This window comes from Variovorax sp. GrIS 2.14 (assembly GCF_046115955.1).
Lineage (GTDB): Bacteria > Pseudomonadota > Gammaproteobacteria > Burkholderiales > Burkholderiaceae_C > Variovorax.
Map to the genome: position 1 here is coordinate 319,969 of NZ_JBJXIA010000005.1, position 16,928 is coordinate 336,896.

The window sequence follows — 16,928 nt, forward strand, 5'->3', positions numbered from 1 at the left end:
CTCCGTGCTTGTTGACGATCGTCCGCGTTACAGCGCGTCGGCCAATCCCTTGTTCGGATTCAGCAGAAACTTCTCCCCCGTCGCGGCCTTGCCGTAGATCGCAATCGCGTCGAGCTGCAGCATCTCCGCCAACGACACTTCACGCGTGTAGTGGCTGGCAAAGGTGGTCTTCAACTCGTCGGTCACGCGCTTCTTGAGGCGCGAGACGTCGGCAGGTGCGAGCTTCTGTAAAAAGGGGAACAGCAGCCAGCCGCCCATGCTCCACGCCATGCCGAAGGCGCGGGTGAATTCGGTCGGCCCGCGGTCGAGGCCGCCGTAGATGTAGACCTGCTTGTGCGTGGTGGAGCCGTAGCGGCTGTATTCCTTGGCCGTGCGGTTGATCGCGATCTCCATCGCCGTCAATATTTGCCCGGCCAGCTTGCCGCCGCCGGTGGCGTCGAAGGCCAGCGTGGCGCCGGTCGCGATGATGGCTTGCGTCAGGTCTTCCATGAAGGTCGGCGACGTCGCGTTGCACACGTACTTGGCGCCGATGGATCGCAGCAGCGCTTCCTGCTCGGGCTTGCGGACGACGTTGACCAGGCCGATGCCGTCCTTCAGGCAGATCCTGTTGAGCATCTGGCCCAGGTTCGATGCGGCGGCCGTGTGTACCAGCGCAGTGTGGCCTTCGCGCCGCATCGTCTCGACCATGCCGAGCGAGGTCAGCGGGTTGACGAAGCACGACGCGCCTTCGGCCGCGGTCGTGCCCTCGGGCAACAGCAGGCACTGGTCGGCTGGAAACGCGCGGTATTGCGAGTACATGGCGCCGCCGATGGCCGCGACCATCTTGCCGAGCAGCGCTTGCGCCGCCGGCGACGAACCGGCTCGCACCACCACGCCGGCGCCCTCGTTGCCAACCGGCATCGACTGGCCGAGCCGCCCGGCCATCGCCGGCATGGCGCGCTCGGGCACGGTGGCGGTCACGACGGGCTTGTGCGCCGTGCCCGTCACGGTGGCGGTGCTCATGTCGGCCGCGCCGAAGAGCAGGCCGAGGTCGGACGGGTTCATCGGCGAGCCTTCGACGCGCACCAGCACATCGTCGGCGCCGAGTTCGGGCACCGGCACGTCGGCCAGCGAAAGTTCGAGTTCGCCGTTGGCCTGGATGATCGAGCGGAGTTGAAGCGCCATGGTGATGTCTGCCTTGTGTTGTCTTGGAGGATGCGCTGGGAGTATAGGAACGGCTCGACGGCGCGGTGTGGTCGCGACTGCAATGCCCGCCAGACCCGTGGTCATTCCAAAGACGAATGCTGTAATGCGCGGCAGGTCGTCGAGCCGACGAGACCATCTTCAGGGCCCATTCACTTCATGACCAAACTACTCATCCTCAGCGTGAGCGCCGGCAACGGCCACGTTCGCGCCGCGCAGGCGCTTGCTGCCACCGCCGCGGCGCTGCAGCCGCCCCCGAATTCCACAAGTCACCCGGCCGTCGAGGCGACGCACATCGACGCCATGCAATACGTCGCGAGCGGCTTTCGCAAGGTCTACACCGACTGGTACATCCAGCTCGTGAACCGCGCGCCGGAGGTGTGGTCGTACATCCACCAGAAGGCCGACAGCACGCCGCACAGCGCGACCTCGCAACGGCTGCGCCGCGGCATCGAGCGGGTGAGCGCCGGCGCGCTGCTGCGCGAGGTGCAGCGCGTCAAACCGGACGCAGTGATCTGCACGCACTTCCTGCCGGCCGAGCTGTTGATGCGCGAGCAGACCAAAGGGCACATCAGCTGCCCTGTATGGCTCCAGGTGACCGATTACGACCTGCACAACATGTGGATCGTGCCGGGCATGGCGGGCTACCTCGCGGCCACCGACGAGGTCGCGTTTCGGATGCGGGCGCGTGGCCTTGCGACCGACCGCATCCATGTGACCGGCATCCCGGTGATGCCGGCGTTCTCGCAGCCCGACGCACCCGCGCTGGCGCGCGATGCATGCGTGACGCGGCTCGGGCTCGACCCGGCGCGCAAGGTGGTGTTGATGGCGTCGGGCGGTGCTGGTGTCGGCGATTTGCCGAGCATGGTCGAGCGCGTGCTGGCGCTCAGCGGGCCGGGCAGTGACTTTCAGGTGATCGCGGTCGCGGGGCGCAATGCAGCAGCGCATGCATCGCTCAACGCATTGGCACAGCGCATGCCCGGTCGCCTGGTCGCCATCGGCTTCACCGACGAAATGGAAAAGCTCATGGCTGCCGCCGACCTGGTCGTGACCAAGCCCGGCGGGCTGACGATTTCGGAATGCCTCGCACTCGGCAAGCCGATGCTGCTCGTCTCGCCCATCCCGGGGCAGGAAGAGCACAACGCCGGCTTCCTGCTGGAAGAGGGCGCCGCCTGGCTGGCGTACGACACCATCGGCCTTGAATACAAGGTCGCCCACCTGATGGCCGCGCCCGACAAGCTGGCGCAGATGGCGCGCAAGAGCCGCGCGCTCGGCAAGCCCGATGCGGCGCGGCGCGTGCTCGACTGCGTGCTGGGCACGGCTCGGTCAACAACTACGGCGGGTGCTCGATGAGTTGGAACGAACCCGGCCTGACGGTCGAATTGGGCACGGGCGATGTCGGTTGGCGCCGCACCGTCATGTACATGGCCTGGGTGCTGGTGATGGCGTTCTTCTTCGCCAACGCCGAGATCCAGATCGAGGGCGGTGCCGGCTGGGCGACCAGCCTCCCGACCTGGCGCATCGAGCACCACTGGCTGCTCGACATCTTCTGGGGCGGCCGCGCGATGACGGGCTATCACGCATGGGTGTTCAGCTTCATGGCGCTGGTGTTCTATTCGCCGCTCGCCTTCAACGGCCGCGGCCGATGGCGCGACGCCGGGCTGGCGCTGTGCGGGCTCATTGCCTTCTGGATCGTCGAAGACTTCCTGTGGTTCATCATCAACCCGGCATGGGGCTGGGCGCAGTTCAGGCCCGAGCTGGTGACGTGGCACAAGCACTGGGTGATGGGCGCGCCGGTCGACTACTGGGTCGGGCTCGGTGTGATTGCGCTCATCCTGTATTTCAGGCATCGGCCGCGTGCCGAGCATGAAAGGGCCGAAAAGGCGACGCGATGAAGCGGCGCTCCAAGCGGCAGGACGCCCCGGTAGATGCGAGCGGGCGGGCCGCCGAATGGGCCCAAGCGGTGGCCGGTGCGGAGCGCCCCGTCGAGAACCTGTACCGCATCACGCCCACGCTCTACCGCAGCGCGCAGCCGCGCCGCGAAGACGTGCCGGCCTTGCAGGCGCTCGGCATCAAGACCGTCATCAGTTTTCGCTCGTTCAACAGCGACGAGCGCGCCTTTCGTGGCAGTTCGGGCGGCAGTCCGGGCGGCAGCGGCATCGACCTGGTCCGCGTGCCGATCGACACCTGGTCGATCAACGACGACGAAGTGCAGCGCGCCCTCATCGCCATTTGCGAGGCAGAGAAGAAGGGCCCGGTGCTCATTCACTGCTGGCACGGCGCCGACCGCACCGGGGTGGTCGCGGCGGTCTACCGTATGGTGGTGCAAGGCTGGACCAAGGACGCCGCCCTGCACGAAATGTTTCGCGGCGGGTACGGGTATCACACGCTGTGGCGGAACATTCCGCGCTATCTGGAGCAACTGGACGTGGGCGCGATGCGGGAGGCCTTGACGAAGGCGTCGCGTGCGTCGCTTTAGAACTCGCAGAAGCTGTTGGGCCAATGCACGCCGACCTCGGCTCGGTAAACTCGACGCCACTGCACCATGACCGAGTCCACACCTTCTGCCCCCGGCGCCGTGCGCCTGAACAAACGCATGGCCGAACTCGGCTTGTGCTCGCGCCGCGAGGCCGACGAATGGATCGCGCAGGGCTGGGTGAAGGTCAACGGCCGGCCGGCTGAGATGGGCGTCAAGGTCACGCCTGCCGACCGCGTCGAGGTCGACCGCAAGGCCGAGCAGCATCAGCAGCAGCAGGTGACGATCATCCTGCACAAGCCGATGGGCTACGTGAGCGGCCAGGCGGAAGACGGGCACGAGCCCGCAGTGGTGCTCGTCAACCCGCGCACGCACTGGCGCGAGGACCCGAGCCGCAACCGATTCTCCCCGCCGCAACTGCGCGGCCTGGCGCCTGCAGGGCGGCTCGACATCGACTCGGTCGGCCTGCTGGTGTTGACGCAAGACGGCCGCGTGGCGCGCCAGCTCATCGGCGAAGACTCGGGGATGGAGAAGGAGTACCTGGTGCGCGTTGCCTATCACGGCTTGGGCAGGCCGGCGCCCATGGGGCAACTGGTGCGCATCGATGACGACGATGCCATTTCGACGAATGTGCAGGCGGTGTTCCCGCCCGCCATGCTCGCCAGGCTACGCCATGGCCTGAGCCTGGACGGTCAGCCACTCAAGCCGGCGCGGGTCGATTGGCAGAACCCCGAGCAACTGCGCTTCATCCTGACCGAAGGCAAGAAGCGGCAGATCCGTCGGATGTGCGAGCAGGTCGGCCTGAAGGTCGTCGGCCTGAAGCGCATCCGCATCGGCCGCGTCGTGTTGGGCAACTTGCCGGCCGGGCAGTGGCGCTACCTGGGCGCCGACGAGCGCTTCTAGCGCTCTGCGGTCAGGCCGCGCAGACCTTGTTGTGCGACGCGTGCATGCCCTTGGCCTTGGCGTCCGCTTCGCTCAGGTACTCACCCTTCTTGGTCTTGCCGTAGTAGCGGTCGCCCATGCAGTGGTAGACCTTGGTTTCGTCGTTGGCCCAGACCTTGCCGGCACCGCCGCCGGGCGCCGCCGTCATGGTCGACGGGTCGTTCTTTGCCGGGGTCTTAGTGGCGCTGCCGGTCGAGGGCGCCACGTTGGTCTTGCTGACAGCGGCGGACTGCGTTTGCACTGCGGGTGCGGCGGCAGCCGCAGTGGCTGCAGCGGCCGGTGCAGCGGCTGCACCCGCCTTGCCGTACCAGGTCTTGATGCCCTTGTGACCGCGGCATGCGCCTGACTTGGTATCGGGCGAGGCGTAGCTGTCGTCCTTGCATTGCACCGTGCTGCCGGCTGGCGCGTCGTTCGGGAGGGTCTGTGCCTGGGCGGCCAGCATGCCGACGAGGCCGGTGGCGGCGAGCAGCAACTTGACGGAAAACTTCATGCGAAAACTCCAGATGATGGGATACGTGACGAAACGCACATGCTCGGCGTTCGTTCCCAGCGCTACCTGACTCCTCCCGGACTTCAGCGCCCACTCAGGGCACCCTAAGAAAAGCGGCGTAGCCTGCGCCGTATGCCCGAAGGGCAAGGAAAAAAGAGCAAGGAGACAACGTGCGCGTGCTGCTGGTGGAAGACGACGACATGATCGGGCGCAGCCTGATGCAGGCGCTCGAAAGCGCTGGCTGGTCGGTCGACTGGGTGCGGGATGGCTTGCTCGCGCAGAGTGCGATGTCCGATGGCGGCTACACCTGCGTGCTGCTCGACCTCGGGCTGCCCAAGCAGGACGGCACCGAGGTGCTGCGCCGCGCCCGCGAACGCGGCGACCTCACGCCGGTATTGGTGCTGACAGCGCGCGACGGGCTGGACGACCGCATTCAGAACCTCGACCTCGGCGCCGACGACTATGTGCTGAAGCCTTTCGAGTTCCGCGAGCTGCTGGCACGCATGCGCGCCGTGATCCGTCGGCGCGACGGCAGCGCGCATTCGCTGGTCGGCACGCTCGCTCTGCAGCTCGATCTGACGACCCGCGAGGTCTTGATACAAGGCGAACGCGAGGCGCTGACCGCGCGCGAATTCGCATTGCTTCATGCGCTGCTGGAGCGCCCCGGCGCCATTCTTTCGCGCGACCAGCTCGAACACCGCATCTACGGCTGGGGCGAAGAGGTGACGAGCAACGCCGTCGATGTGCTGATCCACGGCATGCGCCGCAAGATCGGCCCCGACGCCATCCGCAATGTGCGCGGGCTGGGCTGGCGCGTGGTACCTGCGTGATCGACGCGCTGCGCGCGAGCCGTGCTTGGGGCCGTCCGCACTCGTTGCGCGGCCAGTTATTGTGGTGGTTGCTGACGCTGCACCTGATCGCTGCCGGCCTGACGGCCTGGTCCGCCTACGTTGTCTATGGCCGGCTGGTCCACAACTTCATGGACGACCAGATGCGCCTGGTGGCGGAGTCGTACACGTCGCACCACCGGCCGCCCGCGTTGCTGCCGCTGCCCGAAGCGGCAGACCTCGGCCGCGGCGCTTTCGTCTTGCAGCTCTGGAGCGCCGACGGCACCACCCTGCTCGCCAGCAGTTGGCCTGCGCTGACGCTGCCGTTGCAGACGCAGACCGGCTTCGGCGACGTGCACACCGGCACCGGCACCGGCACCAACTGGCGCGTGTACACCGCGCCCGGCGTGCGCGAAGACCAACTGCGCGTGCAGGTGGTGCAGAGCGACGACTTCCGTCGGCATCGCGTCATACGACGTGCCCTGTTCGAAGGCTTGCCTATCGCCCTGCTGCTGCCGCTGGCGATGCTGATTTTGTGGATCATCGTCACGGCGGCATCGCGCTCGTTGCGAGCCGTGGCACGCGACGTGGTGGCGCAGGACGAGCGCAGCCTGTCGGAGCTTTCGGTTGCGCGCGTGCCTGAAGAAATCATGCCGCTGGTCGATGCTTTCAACGGCTTGCTGGCGCGACTGCGGGCCGCCTTTGCGACGCAGCGGCGCTTTGTGCAGGACGCTGCACACGAGCTGCGCAGTCCGATCGCGGCGATCACTCTGCAGATCGAAGCGCTGCGCCCGCACGTTGCGAGCGATGGCGATGCGGCACAGCGTTTTGCGCAGCTCGAAGCGGGTGTGACGCGCGCTCGGCGTCTGGTCGATCAGTTGCTGTCGTTGTCGCGCCAAGAGGCGCCGCCATCGACGAGCGCGGCGGCGCCGGTGGACCTCGCGGCACTGCTGCGCGACAGCATCGGCAGCCTCATGGTGCTGGCCGATCAGCGCGGCGTCGATGTCGGCTTCGAAGGACAGCTGTACCAGCTGGTCGATGCGCCGGCCAGCGAGCTGCGCTGCGTCTTCGACAACCTGATCGACAACGCGCTGCGTTACACGAAGCAGGGGACCGCGGTCGACGTGCGGCTGCATGCGGTCGAAGGGCGTCCGGTGGTGGATGTCATCGACCACGGGCCAGGCATTCCATCGGATCTGATGGGCCGGGTATTCGACCGTTTCTTTCGCGCGCCGGGTGCAGCAGCGGGTGGCAGTGGGCTGGGGCTGTCGATCGCTCAGGCGGCAGCCGCCCGGCACGGCATGCGCATCGCGCTGCGCAACCGCTCTGTGGACGAGGGCGGACCGGGCGTCGTCGCCCGCGTGTATCTGCCTGTGCAGTTGTCCGTCACGGCCAACTAGGTTTTTGCTCACCCGGGCGTAATTCGACGCTCACTGGGCGCTCAGTCTGCATGCCTAGAGTGATTGCAGGTCGACCGACGAGCATGTCGCTTCCGGTGCAAGACCGACGATCCCCAAGGAGACCATCATGCAAGCTTCGACTCGATTTCTGGCACTCGGCGCCATTGCTGCTGTCACCGCTTTCGGCTCCGCCGCGGCCTCGGCGCAGACCCCTAAATGGGACGGCGGCGGTAGCGAGGCGATCGGCCAGTCCACCGGCATGTCCATCGAAGGCACGGCGTCCAGCGACGAAGTGACCAAGGGTGCGATGGCCGCTGCCCGCCCGGCCGACACCGAGGCAAGGGGTCAATCGACCTCGATGCCGATGCCCGCCGGTGGCATTTCGTCGGACGAGGTCTACAAGGGCGCCGTGCTGGCCTCCCATCCGAGCGGCACCGAAGCGCTCGGCCAGTCGACCTCACTGCCAATGGGCGCTGGTTCCTGAACGGCTTCAGGCCACCGGAACATCGCGCGCCAGCGTCGGGTGCGGTTCATCCGCAGGCGACGTGAGCAGCAGTTTGTAGATCAGCGCGCCCAGGATGGCGCCGACGATCGGCGCGACCCAGAACAACCACAGCTGGTCGACGGCATAGCCGGGGCCGAACAGCGCCGGGCCGGTGCTGCGGGCCGGGTTGACCGACGTGTTGGTCACCGGGATCGAGATCAGGTGGATCAAAGTCAGGCACAGGCCGATGGCAAGACCGCCGAAGCCCGCCGGATTGCGCTTGGAGGTGGTGCCGAGGATGACGATCAGGAAGATGGCCGTGAGCACCACTTCGATCAGCAGCGCAGACATCATGTTGTAGCCGCCGGGCGAATGCGCGCCGTAGCCATTGGTCGCAAAGCCGCCGATGTCGGCGCCCGTCTTGCCGGTCGCGATAAGGTAAAGCACGCCGGCACCGGCGATGGCGCCGAGCACTTGCGACACCACATAGCCCGCGAGCTTGCTGGCGCGAAAGCGGCCACCGACGACCAGACCGACCGATACGGCCGGGTTAAAGTGGCCGCCCGAGATGCCGCCCAGCGCGTAGGCACCGGTCAATACCGTCAGGCCGAGAGCCGGCGAGACGCCGGCAAAGCCGATGCCGAGTGCCGGGAACGCCGCAGCCAGAACTGCGCTGCCGCAACCGCCGAAAGTAAGCCAGAAGGTACCGATGAATTCGGCCGCCCATTTTTTATGCGTGCTGTGTCCCACATCCCTAACTCCCCGTTGTGTGTGAAAGGCGGATTCTGGGCAGACACGTAGGACGAGTCGTACATCCATATTGAAGGGAGCGCAGGCCGGTTTGCCGCTACGCTTTCTGACGTGCTCAAGAAAAAAAAGCTGGCCGAGCCCAGGTGCTGGGCTGACTTGGTCAAACCCGAGTACAAGGGCGAGATCGAGATTTCTCACCCCGCATCGAGCGGTACGGCCTACACGTTCATCGCTGGCCTGGTGCAGCAGATGGGCGAAGACGCCGCCTTCGACTACCGCAAGAAGATGCACAAGAATGTGACGACCTACACCCGGAGCGGACAGGCGCAGGCACCCAACGTGGCCAAGGGCGAGGTAGCCATCGGCGTCAGCTTCTTGTTCGGCTTCGAGAAGTGGCGTTTCGACAAATTCCCGGTGAAGACGGCGGCGCCGTGCGAAGGCACCGTCTACGAAATCGGCGGCATCGCGCTGGTAAAAGGCGCGCGCAACAAGGCCAACGCCATCAAGTAATACGACTTTTTGATGAGCCCTGAGGGCCAGGCGATCGGCGCCGCAGCGGGCAGCTATCAGACGCCGGCCAACAAGACCTTCAAACCCGATTCGCACATCCCGTCGTCGGACGGCATCAAACTCATCAAGTACGACTTCGAGAAGTGCGGCAAGGCAGCTGAGCGCAAGCGGCTGATCGAACGCTGGACTCAGGAAGTCGAGTCGCAGCCGCGTTGAACGGGCGTCTGAGCGCGACCCTTAAAGAGCCACTGAGGGCCTAGAGTTTCGCTCGAGCGCGGGGCGTCTAGAATTTTCGTCTTTCGCACCCACGTCAGAGCCATGTCCGAACCCTTCAACACCAAACTCCCCTTTCAGGCCGAAGTCGCCCAACTGCTTCACCTGGTCACGCACGCCTTGTATTCGAACAAGGAGATCTTTCTTCGCGAGCTGATCTCCAACGCGTCGGATGCCTGCGACAAGCTTCGCTTCGAAGCCATCGACCAGCCCGACCTCTATGAGAACCAGCTCGAGCTCGATGTCCGCATCAGCTTCGACAAGACGGCCCGCACGCTGACCATCGCCGATCGGGGCATCGGCCTGTCGCGGCAGGAGGCGATCGACAACCTCGGCACGATCGCCAAGAGCGGCACCAAGGACTTCATGAGCAAGCTCTCCGGCGACCAAAAGGCCGACGCACAGCTCATCGGCCAGTTCGGCGTCGGCTTCTACTCCGGCTTTATCGTGGCCGAAAAGATCACGGTCGAGTCGCGCCGTGCCGGCTTGCCGACCGAAGACGGCGTGCGCTGGGTCAGCGGTGGCGCCGGCGACTTCGACGTCGACACCATCACGCGCGTCGACCGCGGCACGACGGTCACGCTGCATCTGCGCGACGACGCCGAGGAATACCTCAACGCCTGGAAGATCAAGCAGATTGTCGGCAAGTATTCCGACCACATCTCGCTGCCCATCCTGATGGAAAAAGAGGAGTGGAAAGAGGGCGAGAACGATCAGCCCGGCGACATGGTCAAGACCGGCGAATGGGAAGCCATCAACAAGGCCAATGCCTTGTGGAGCCGTGCCAAGAAAGACATCACGCCCGAGCAGTACGTCGAGTTCTACAAGGCCATCAGCCACGACTACGAGGCACCGCTGACCTGGAGCCACAACCGGGTGGAAGGTTCGACCGAGTACACGCAGCTGCTCTACATTCCGGCCAAGGCGCCTTTCGATCTGTGGAACCGCGACAAGAGCGCGGGCGTCAAGCTCTACGTCAAGCGCGTCTTTATCATGGACGACGCCGAGGCGCTGATGCCCAGCTACCTTCGCTTCGTCAAAGGCGTGATCGACTCGGCCGACCTGCCGCTCAACGTGAGCCGCGAGTTGCTGCAAGAGAGCCGCGACGTCAAGGCGATCCGTGAAGGCAGCACCAAGCGCGTGTTGTCGATGCTGGAAGACCTGGCGAAGAAGGCGATGGCACCGGCCGAAGCCGCACCTGCTGAAACGGCCGGCGACGGCGTGACCGATGTCGTCGACAAGAAAGACGACGCGGTCGAAGAAGCCACGTCCGAAGACACCGGCAAGTACGCCAAGTTCTATGCCGAGTTCGGTGTCGTGCTGAAAGAAGGCCTGGGTGAAGACAACGGCAACCGCGATCGCATTGCCAAGCTGCTGCGCTTTGCATCGAGCACGAACGACACGGTGAGCGTGAGCTTCGCCGACTACAAGGCGCGTATGAAAGAAGGCCAGGACGCCATCTACTACATCACCGCAGACACGCTGGCGGGTGCGAAGAACAGCCCGCAACTCGAGGTCTTCAAGAAGAAGGGCATCGAAGTTTTGTTGATGACAGACCGTGTCGACGAATGGGCGCTCAACTACCTCAACGAGTTCGATGGCACGCCGCTGCAAAGCGTGGCCAAGGGTGCGGTCGACCTGGGCAAGCTGCAAGACGAAGGCGAGAAGAAGGCGGCTGAAGAAGCTGCCGAGTCGTTCAAGCCGATGCTCGAGAAGTTGAAGGCGGCGCTCAAGGACAAGGCCGAAGACGTGCGCGTGACCACGCGCCTGGTCGACTCGCCCGCGTGCCTCGTGGTGCAGGACGGCGGTATGAGCACGCAACTCGCGCGCATGCTCAAGCAAGCCGGCCAGCCGGCGCCGGAACTCAAACCAGTGCTGGAGGTGAATGCCGACCATCCGCTGGTCAAGAAGCTGGAGACCTCGACCCACTTCGACGATTTGGCGAACATCCTTTTTGACCAGGCCTTGCTGGCCGAAGGCGGTCTGCCGGCAGACCCTGCCGCCTACGTGCGTCGCGTCAACGCGCTGCTGGTCTGACGCGATGCCGGCGCGCTATCGCATTGGCTGGTTGATGGCGTTGCTCGCGGGCGTGTCTGCTTCGCTGGGTGTACCGATGCTTGCAGGTTGCGCAGGTGTCGGCGTCGCAGGCGGTTCAGGACAAGGCTTGGGTGTCGGCCTGAGCCTGTCGCCCGATGCACTGTTTCGGCGGTCGTCTCCCGCAGGCGCCGTGGCGTCGCCACCTCGCATCGAGGGCTCGGTGGCGACACCGGTGCCCGCCATCGTCGAAACATACGAGTCGGCACCGCCAGCGAGCACGCGCTGATGCAGCGGAGGCGGAGAGGCACACTGATAGCTTGCAGAGCTTTTGCAGGGATTCGTCCCGAACTCGCTTTTGTTCATTTGGGCTGGTAAATATGGATCGAGACCGGTTTCCCGGCCGTTTGGAACCAAGGCGAATGTGCGTGCCTTGTAATTCCGTTGTCGGCTGCCGTGAATCGGAGCGAGGAGGTGTGTGCTCGCGCATTCGATGTATGGACCGGACGGTCAGCCTCGCGGCACAATTCGACGGGTACGTGCGTGGAGTCGGGCTCGACCACGCGGCTAAGCGCCATGCCGCCGCTCAGCAACCGGCGTCTCAGCGAGGCCTCGTCCAGTTCGGCCGTTGACGGCCAGTCAAGCCCGGCCGCATCGGCCAGGCTGAGGTATTTGGCAACGGCTTCCTTGGAGATCGAGAGGCTCTGGGCGATGCGCTCGTGCGACAGGCAGCTCTGGTGCTTAAGTCCGAGCATGTCCTTGATCATGCGTTACTGTGGTATCGAGCGCGGCCCTCAAAAAGCGCAAGGCCATGCCCAGCGGGTGCTTCATACGCAACGTCAGCACCGACCGTGCAACCGGTCAGATGTAGCTCGAAACCTCTTCGGTCACGATGCCGAAATCACCGGTCATGCACCGCCGAAGTACGCATCAGCGGCACAGGAACGACGTCCGTGCTGAGATCGTGGCCATGATGCAGCTCATAGGGCCCATTTCCGTGCCTGTTGCGCCTCCAGCTACGGTGGATGCTCTTTGGCAAGCCGCGTATGTCGCCGCATCCGACCATGTTCTCTTTCACTTGGAGACCCCGTGCCCTACACAGGGAGGTACTGCAAACTTATTTAGCTACGCAGGACGCTGATCCAGAAGCAGCCAACGCTGAGTCATATCGGTTGCGTGATTAGGCTTTTGTTGCGGTCGCATCGGGTGTGGCTCTGTCCCAGTTTTTAGCTCGTGAACTCCAGATTGCTCTCGACCGAGATTGCAAGTTTCAGGTTTGACTTACGGTCAAGGCGAAGTTGGTGCATGAACGTGAAGCGGATAAGCACGCGTCCATGCTTGCAGCTGCACAGTGGGAAATCAGGCGGCGCACGATTCAAGCGCAGATTGACCGACACCAAGAGCGTTTAGCGGAAATGCGAGGTCTAGAAATTGGGCGGCTGCTAAGGCCGGTCCTCAGGCTAGTCCGACTTAGTTCGACTTCACCAAAGTGACCGGCTGCATCCAGCCCGCAGCCACGCTATCGGTGACGCCAGGCACGGGCCGGGAGTTTTTCGCACGGGCTCGAGGCGCCCGGGTTCGAGGCCAGGCCGGGAGTTATTCGACGACGGGGAGGAAGCCGGCGGCGGCCACTTCCCTCAGGTCCCTAGTTCCGATGAAGCCTTCTACGACGCATTTCAGGAAGGTGAAATCTGGGCGTTCGTTGCTAACTGATCGAATCCCTGACCCGTCCTGACGCCAGTGGAGGAAACGACTACGGGCAGCGGGTCGGTCCGGACGGGATCGGCGGAAACGACCGGCAGCGGGTCGAGTCTAAACAGGGCGCGCTCGTCCGGACGGGTCAGAAAGCGGTCCAGGCCAGCAAGCACGTCCGCTTTGATTTCCTCCCTGACTGCCATTTCACCCAGGATGTAAGAGCCGATGAGGACTTTCTTGCGGGTGTCCGCCTTTCTTTTTGAAGCCACGTCGAGGTGATCGATTTTGAGCTTTGCCTTTTTCAAGTTGGCGATCGTGCTTTTCTGAGTGACCAGTCTTTTCTCCCGTGCTTCAATGTCCGTTCTCAGTTTCTCGGAGCGTTCCAAGTTCGTTCTCATGTTGTTGCCTGTTTTTTGTAGTACACAAAGTTTAAGGTAGCGCGATGTAGTCGGGCTTTTAGGATTAAAACGGGAATCAAAGACAACACAGCCTTCGAGACGCACGCGGGAAGGGTTTAGATTCACATAAGCGCACTTAGTAGTTTTATGCAAGAAACTTCGCTCGCCTGCCGCTGGCTTTAAACTCGGGGAAAATGGTCTCATTTCATATCGCCGCCAAAGCCGGAGCCGGAGGGCAGGGAGGTGCGCACGCGGACTACATCGAGCGGGCGGGGAAATACAAAACCAGAGATCGTGACGATCTCGCTTTTTCCGAGACGCTGAACCTGCCCGAGTGGGCAACCAACGCGCACGAATTCTGGGAGCAAAGCGACCGTCTCGAACGCGCGAACGCGGCGGGCTATCGAGAATACGAAATCGCGCTACCCCGCGAAATGACTTCCGAGCAGCGCCTCGACCTCGTGCGCGATTTCATCGCGACCGAGATCGGTATCCTGCATGTCTGCACCTACGCGATTCACTGTCCCCGCGCAGCACTCGAAGGCGGCGAGCAGCCGCACGCTCACATCATGTTTTCGGAGCGCACGCATGACGCGGTAGAGCGAAAGACGCCGGAGCATTATTTCAAGCGCGCGAATCTGAAAGAGCCCGAGCGCGGCGGCTGCAAGAAGGCCCGCGGCGAGCCGAAGATGGTGGCCGAACGAAAGGCCGAGCTCGTTGCATTGCGCGAGCGATTCGCCGCGCTGCAAAACAAGCATTTAGAGCAGCTCGATCTGCCCGACCGCGTGACGCACCTGAGCCTGAAGGCCCAAGGAATCGAGCGCGCTCCTGAGGAGCACCTCGGGCCCAAGCGGATAGCAGCTAAGACGCCCGAGGTCGCGCGCGTCCTGGCTGCACGTCAGGACCGCACCTTGTCGGTCTTGCTTGAGCAAAGCATCCGCATTGGAGAGCGTCGACTGCATCGACTCGTGAGCCTTCGGATGGCTCGGGGTGCTGCTGCGCTTAAGGCGCTGATGACGAAGACGCCAACAGATTTATTCGGGGAAGCTGGCGGAGCTCGAAGTGAAAGAGACGACGCCGGCGTAAACCACCAGGTCGAGCAACCGGCGCCGGCAGCGGCATCGAGGATGAGCCGATTCGGCCAGGCGGCGAACCTGGCCACACAGGCAAAGCTCGCAACAGAGGTGAAAGAGGCGGAAGCGAAGCTCGCCGCCCAAGCCAAAGAAGCCGCGATCAAGAGAGCCGAGGACAGGAAAGCCAAGGCCAAAGCCAGAGAAGCAAAGGTTCGGGCAGCCACTGAGCGCGCTATTCCGCCAAAGGCTATGAATTTCCCACCCGCTGCGCCAGCGCAGCCCGTAGCACCAGCTACGGCCCGGGCTGACGGCGTGGTGATCGGTGCGAAGGTCACGAAAAAATACTACGACGATCTTCTTGTGCGCCTCGATGGCTTACGACCGGGGAAAGTGGAGTGGATCGTGAGCATCGCTCGAAGCGAGCAGGTCTACGAAGGCCCGATCGTCTACATCACAGACACGCACATCGGACAGCGCACTGGCGATCTGTCAGTCGTGCTGCACGACATCAGCAAGCTCGATAACGCCGTCTGGATCAACAAACTCATCAACAACCAAAAGATCACGACGCGGGACAAGATCGTCGTGACGTACGACAAGACGCAGGGCCAGCTCGTGCAGCCGCCGCGGAATCTGGCGCCACCCCCGCCGCAGCCACGGCAGCGAGATCCGCAGATCGATCGAGAGATCGACCGCCCTCGATAGCGAGGGGACAGTCAAGGGGACAGCAAGTGAGCAATGACCGAATTAGTCGTAAAGGCCAACATGGACGCAGAACTTAGCCGTTTTAAGTCGGACATTTCGTTGACTGACTACGCTCAAGCCGAGTTCGGCTACGAGCTGGTGGAAGGGGAGAGCAGCGCCGCTTCGAAGGTGTTGAAGCTGGGTGGCGACAAAATCATTGTGATCCGGAAGCAGGACGGTCACGACGTGTACTTCAGCACCGGCGACGGCAGCGATTGCGGATCTATCGTGGACTTTTTGCAGAGGCGCAAGCCGGTCTATCTGGGCTTGGTGCGCAAAGAATTGCGGCAGTGGCTGCCGGGTTCAAAGAAGCCCACGACGAACAGGCCCGCTGGGGAGCCAGTACGGGTCATGGCCACGTCAAGAGACCAAGCCGATGTATTCTCCGCTGGGCCAAGATGGAGCCTTACCGCGGCTCTTATCTGACCGGCGAGCGCGTTGCTGGCAGGCCCGACAGTCTTGCGTAACCGACGAGACGTCGCACGACCGAGCAGTTCTTCTGCTCGACCCAAGCCTGGTCATTCTTGCGGTATGCACGCGAGCGCGTCTGCTCCAGGCCATACGCCCGGCAGTAGTCGAAGACGGTCTGGTTCATGAAGGCGCTGTCGTTGTCGGTGTCCACGCCGAGCATGCCGAAGGGAAGTACGGCACCCGGCATGTTCTGGTAGACGATCCAGCTCATCTTGGCCTCTTGCAGCCGCTCGGGATACGTCTACGATGGACAGCGCTTCCACGATGAGCGCCTGATTGCGTACCGGCATTGCGACGCATTCGGTCCAGCCGCTGGCGATGTCGGTGAGCGTCAGGGTATGGACGAAGTCACCGCCCATCTTGGAGCCACCGCAGTGTTCGACCATGTCGACTTCGAAGAAGCCCGGCGGCGGGTCTCTCCAGTCGGCAAAGGTGCGAACCGGAACGCTGCGCCGGATGGCTGCATCCACGCCTGTTCTGCGCTTGCGCTGGCCGTCGGTGCTGACACGCGTGGCGGCCAGGGGGCGGTCGATGGTGGCGGCACTGATCTGCATGAGCCGGGCGCGGACATCCGCGTGAAGCTGCAGATGACCGTGCCGCTCCATGGCAACGACGAGGATCGGGATGAGCGTCTTCAGGCGCTTGCCGCAGACGCGGTCGCCTGCCTCCCACAACACGATCAATGCTTGCCGTACCGCTTCGTCGTACACGCGGTTCATCGGCGGTCGCGCCGGCTTCGGTGATGCATCTGCAAGCACGCGGATCGCGTGCTTGCGGTGATAGCCGGTGACGGCCACGAACTCATCGAGGATGCGGCGCCGGTCGACGCCGGATGCCCGTAGTATCGCTCACGGACCGCCTCAGTGAGCTCCTTGCGTGTGGTCATGCTGACTTGCCTCTTCACGTTGCTTGCTCCCGCCGCACCATCCGGTGGGTAGCAAATTACGTGAGGCAACAGGTCAGCATGGGTAGCAAAACTACCGAGTCAATGCGCCGGACAAACAAATTGTCGCCAACCAAAGGCCATGGCAGCGAGTCGAAGTACACCACATCGGGTGTGCGGGCTTGCAAGCTCGAGTGCGGCCGGCGGGTGTTGTAGAACTCAATGTACCGGCCGATCCCGGTGCGGGCCTGGCCGACGCTCTCGTAGGCGTGCAGGTACACCTCCTCGTACTTGAT

Annotated in this window: 19 protein-coding genes and 1 pseudogene; 13 read left to right on the plus strand and 7 right to left on the minus strand. The window is 63.8% G+C overall.

Going from position 1 to position 16,928, the window contains the following annotated elements:
• Positions 1–27: 27 nt before the first annotated feature.
• Positions 28–1,164, minus strand: a complete 1,137-nt coding sequence (locus tag RCH10_RS11585) for a zinc-binding dehydrogenase (protein ID WP_409052460.1) — start codon at positions 1,162–1,164, stop codon at positions 28–30.
• 177 nt (positions 1,165–1,341) lie between these two features.
• Between RCH10_RS11585 and RCH10_RS11590 the strand changes: the two genes are divergently transcribed.
• The 4 genes from RCH10_RS11590 (at position 1,342) to RCH10_RS11605 (ending at position 4,561) form a co-directional block, all read left to right on the plus strand.
• Entirely contained in the window at positions 1,342–2,535 is a 1,194-nt protein-coding gene (locus RCH10_RS11590; protein ID WP_409052461.1) for an MGDG synthase family glycosyltransferase, read from the plus strand.
• Positions 2,532–3,077, plus strand: coding sequence for a hypothetical protein (locus RCH10_RS11595; RefSeq protein ID WP_409052462.1), 546 nt, complete (start codon positions 2,532–2,534; stop codon positions 3,075–3,077). Before RCH10_RS11590 ends, RCH10_RS11595 begins: the two co-directional genes overlap by 4 nt.
• Complete coding sequence (locus tag RCH10_RS11600; protein WP_409052463.1) at positions 3,074–3,661, plus strand: dual specificity protein phosphatase family protein; 588 nt, start codon at positions 3,074–3,076, stop codon at positions 3,659–3,661. Before RCH10_RS11595 ends, RCH10_RS11600 begins: the two co-directional genes overlap by 4 nt.
• Positions 3,662–3,727: 66 nt before the next feature.
• Positions 3,728–4,561 carry a pseudouridine synthase gene (locus tag RCH10_RS11605; RefSeq protein WP_323500341.1) on the plus strand — a complete coding sequence of 278 codons (834 nt, stop codon included), beginning with the start codon at positions 3,728–3,730 and terminating at the stop codon, positions 4,559–4,561.
• 10 nt (positions 4,562–4,571) lie between these two features.
• Here the strand turns inward: RCH10_RS11605 and RCH10_RS11610 are convergent, their stop codons facing one another.
• A complete protein-coding gene (locus RCH10_RS11610) occupies positions 4,572–5,090 on the minus strand; it encodes a hypothetical protein (RefSeq protein ID WP_409052464.1) in 519 nt (172 codons plus the stop codon).
• A 170-nt stretch (positions 5,091–5,260) separates the two neighbouring features.
• On the opposite strand from RCH10_RS11610, the gene RCH10_RS11615 reads away from it, so the two are divergent.
• The 3 genes from RCH10_RS11615 to RCH10_RS11625 all read left to right on the plus strand — a co-directional run bounded on the left by RCH10_RS11615 (position 5,261) and on the right by RCH10_RS11625 (position 7,801).
• Positions 5,261–5,920 carry a response regulator transcription factor gene (locus RCH10_RS11615; RefSeq protein ID WP_323500342.1) on the plus strand — a complete coding sequence of 220 codons (660 nt, stop codon included), beginning with the start codon at positions 5,261–5,263 and terminating at the stop codon, positions 5,918–5,920.
• Positions 5,917–7,317, plus strand: a complete 1,401-nt coding sequence (locus RCH10_RS11620; RefSeq protein ID WP_409052465.1) for an ATP-binding protein — start codon at positions 5,917–5,919, stop codon at positions 7,315–7,317. Before RCH10_RS11615 ends, RCH10_RS11620 begins: the two co-directional genes overlap by 4 nt.
• Before the next feature lie 127 nt (positions 7,318–7,444).
• Positions 7,445–7,801, plus strand: coding sequence for a hypothetical protein (locus tag RCH10_RS11625; protein WP_409052466.1), 357 nt, complete (start codon positions 7,445–7,447; stop codon positions 7,799–7,801).
• A gap of 6 nt (positions 7,802–7,807) precedes the next feature.
• Here the strand turns inward: RCH10_RS11625 and aqpZ are convergent, their stop codons facing one another.
• The gene (gene aqpZ, locus RCH10_RS11630) at positions 7,808–8,551 is read right to left on the minus strand and encodes an aquaporin Z (protein WP_409052467.1); all 744 of its coding nucleotides are present in this window, start codon (positions 8,549–8,551) and stop codon (positions 7,808–7,810) included.
• Positions 8,552–8,656: 105 nt separating this feature from the next.
• On the opposite strand from aqpZ, the pseudogene RCH10_RS11635 reads away from it, so the two are divergent.
• The 3 genes and pseudogenes from RCH10_RS11635 to RCH10_RS11645 form a co-directional block, all read left to right on the plus strand.
• Positions 8,657–9,277, plus strand: a pseudogene (locus tag RCH10_RS11635) (extracellular solute-binding protein); the annotation flags it as partial.
• A 102-nt stretch (positions 9,278–9,379) separates the two neighbouring features.
• Positions 9,380–11,371, plus strand: a complete 1,992-nt coding sequence (htpG, locus tag RCH10_RS11640) for a molecular chaperone HtpG (RefSeq protein WP_409052468.1) — start codon at positions 9,380–9,382, stop codon at positions 11,369–11,371.
• A gap of 4 nt (positions 11,372–11,375) precedes the next feature.
• Positions 11,376–11,657: a hypothetical protein gene (locus tag RCH10_RS11645; protein WP_323497054.1), complete on the plus strand. Its 282-nt coding sequence runs from the start codon at positions 11,376–11,378 to the stop codon at positions 11,655–11,657.
• Positions 11,658–11,730: 73 nt separating this feature from the next.
• On the opposite strand, the gene RCH10_RS11650 is transcribed toward RCH10_RS11645, so the two are convergent.
• Both RCH10_RS11650 and RCH10_RS11655 read right to left on the minus strand, forming a co-directional pair.
• Entirely contained in the window at positions 11,731–12,135 is a 405-nt protein-coding gene (locus tag RCH10_RS11650; protein ID WP_409052469.1) for a hypothetical protein, read from the minus strand.
• A gap of 909 nt (positions 12,136–13,044) precedes the next feature.
• Entirely contained in the window at positions 13,045–13,449 is a 405-nt protein-coding gene (locus RCH10_RS11655) for a hypothetical protein (RefSeq protein ID WP_323497053.1), read from the minus strand.
• A 206-nt stretch (positions 13,450–13,655) separates the two neighbouring features.
• On the opposite strand from RCH10_RS11655, the gene RCH10_RS11660 reads away from it, so the two are divergent.
• Both RCH10_RS11660 and RCH10_RS11665 read left to right on the plus strand, forming a co-directional pair.
• Complete coding sequence (locus tag RCH10_RS11660; RefSeq protein ID WP_409052470.1) at positions 13,656–15,239, plus strand: MobA/MobL family protein; 1,584 nt, start codon at positions 13,656–13,658, stop codon at positions 15,237–15,239.
• A 33-nt stretch (positions 15,240–15,272) separates the two neighbouring features.
• Positions 15,273–15,704 carry a hypothetical protein gene (locus RCH10_RS11665; protein ID WP_409052471.1) on the plus strand — a complete coding sequence of 144 codons (432 nt, stop codon included), beginning with the start codon at positions 15,273–15,275 and terminating at the stop codon, positions 15,702–15,704.
• Here the strand turns inward: RCH10_RS11665 and RCH10_RS11670 are convergent.
• A complete protein-coding gene (locus RCH10_RS11670) occupies positions 15,697–15,960 on the minus strand; it encodes a hypothetical protein (RefSeq protein ID WP_409052472.1) in 264 nt (87 codons plus the stop codon). The two genes, RCH10_RS11665 and RCH10_RS11670, sit on opposite strands and share 8 nt — an antisense overlap.
• Positions 15,961–16,087: 127 nt before the next feature.
• Between RCH10_RS11670 and RCH10_RS11675 the strand changes: the two genes are divergently transcribed.
• On the plus strand, positions 16,088–16,492 hold the full coding sequence (locus tag RCH10_RS11675; RefSeq protein ID WP_409052473.1) for a hypothetical protein: 405 nt from the start codon (positions 16,088–16,090) through the stop codon (positions 16,490–16,492).
• Between the two features lie 199 nt (positions 16,493–16,691).
• Here the strand turns inward: RCH10_RS11675 and RCH10_RS11680 are convergent.
• A partial coding sequence (locus RCH10_RS11680) for an integrase core domain-containing protein (protein WP_409052474.1) occupies positions 16,692–16,928 on the minus strand: 237 nt, incomplete at its 5' end.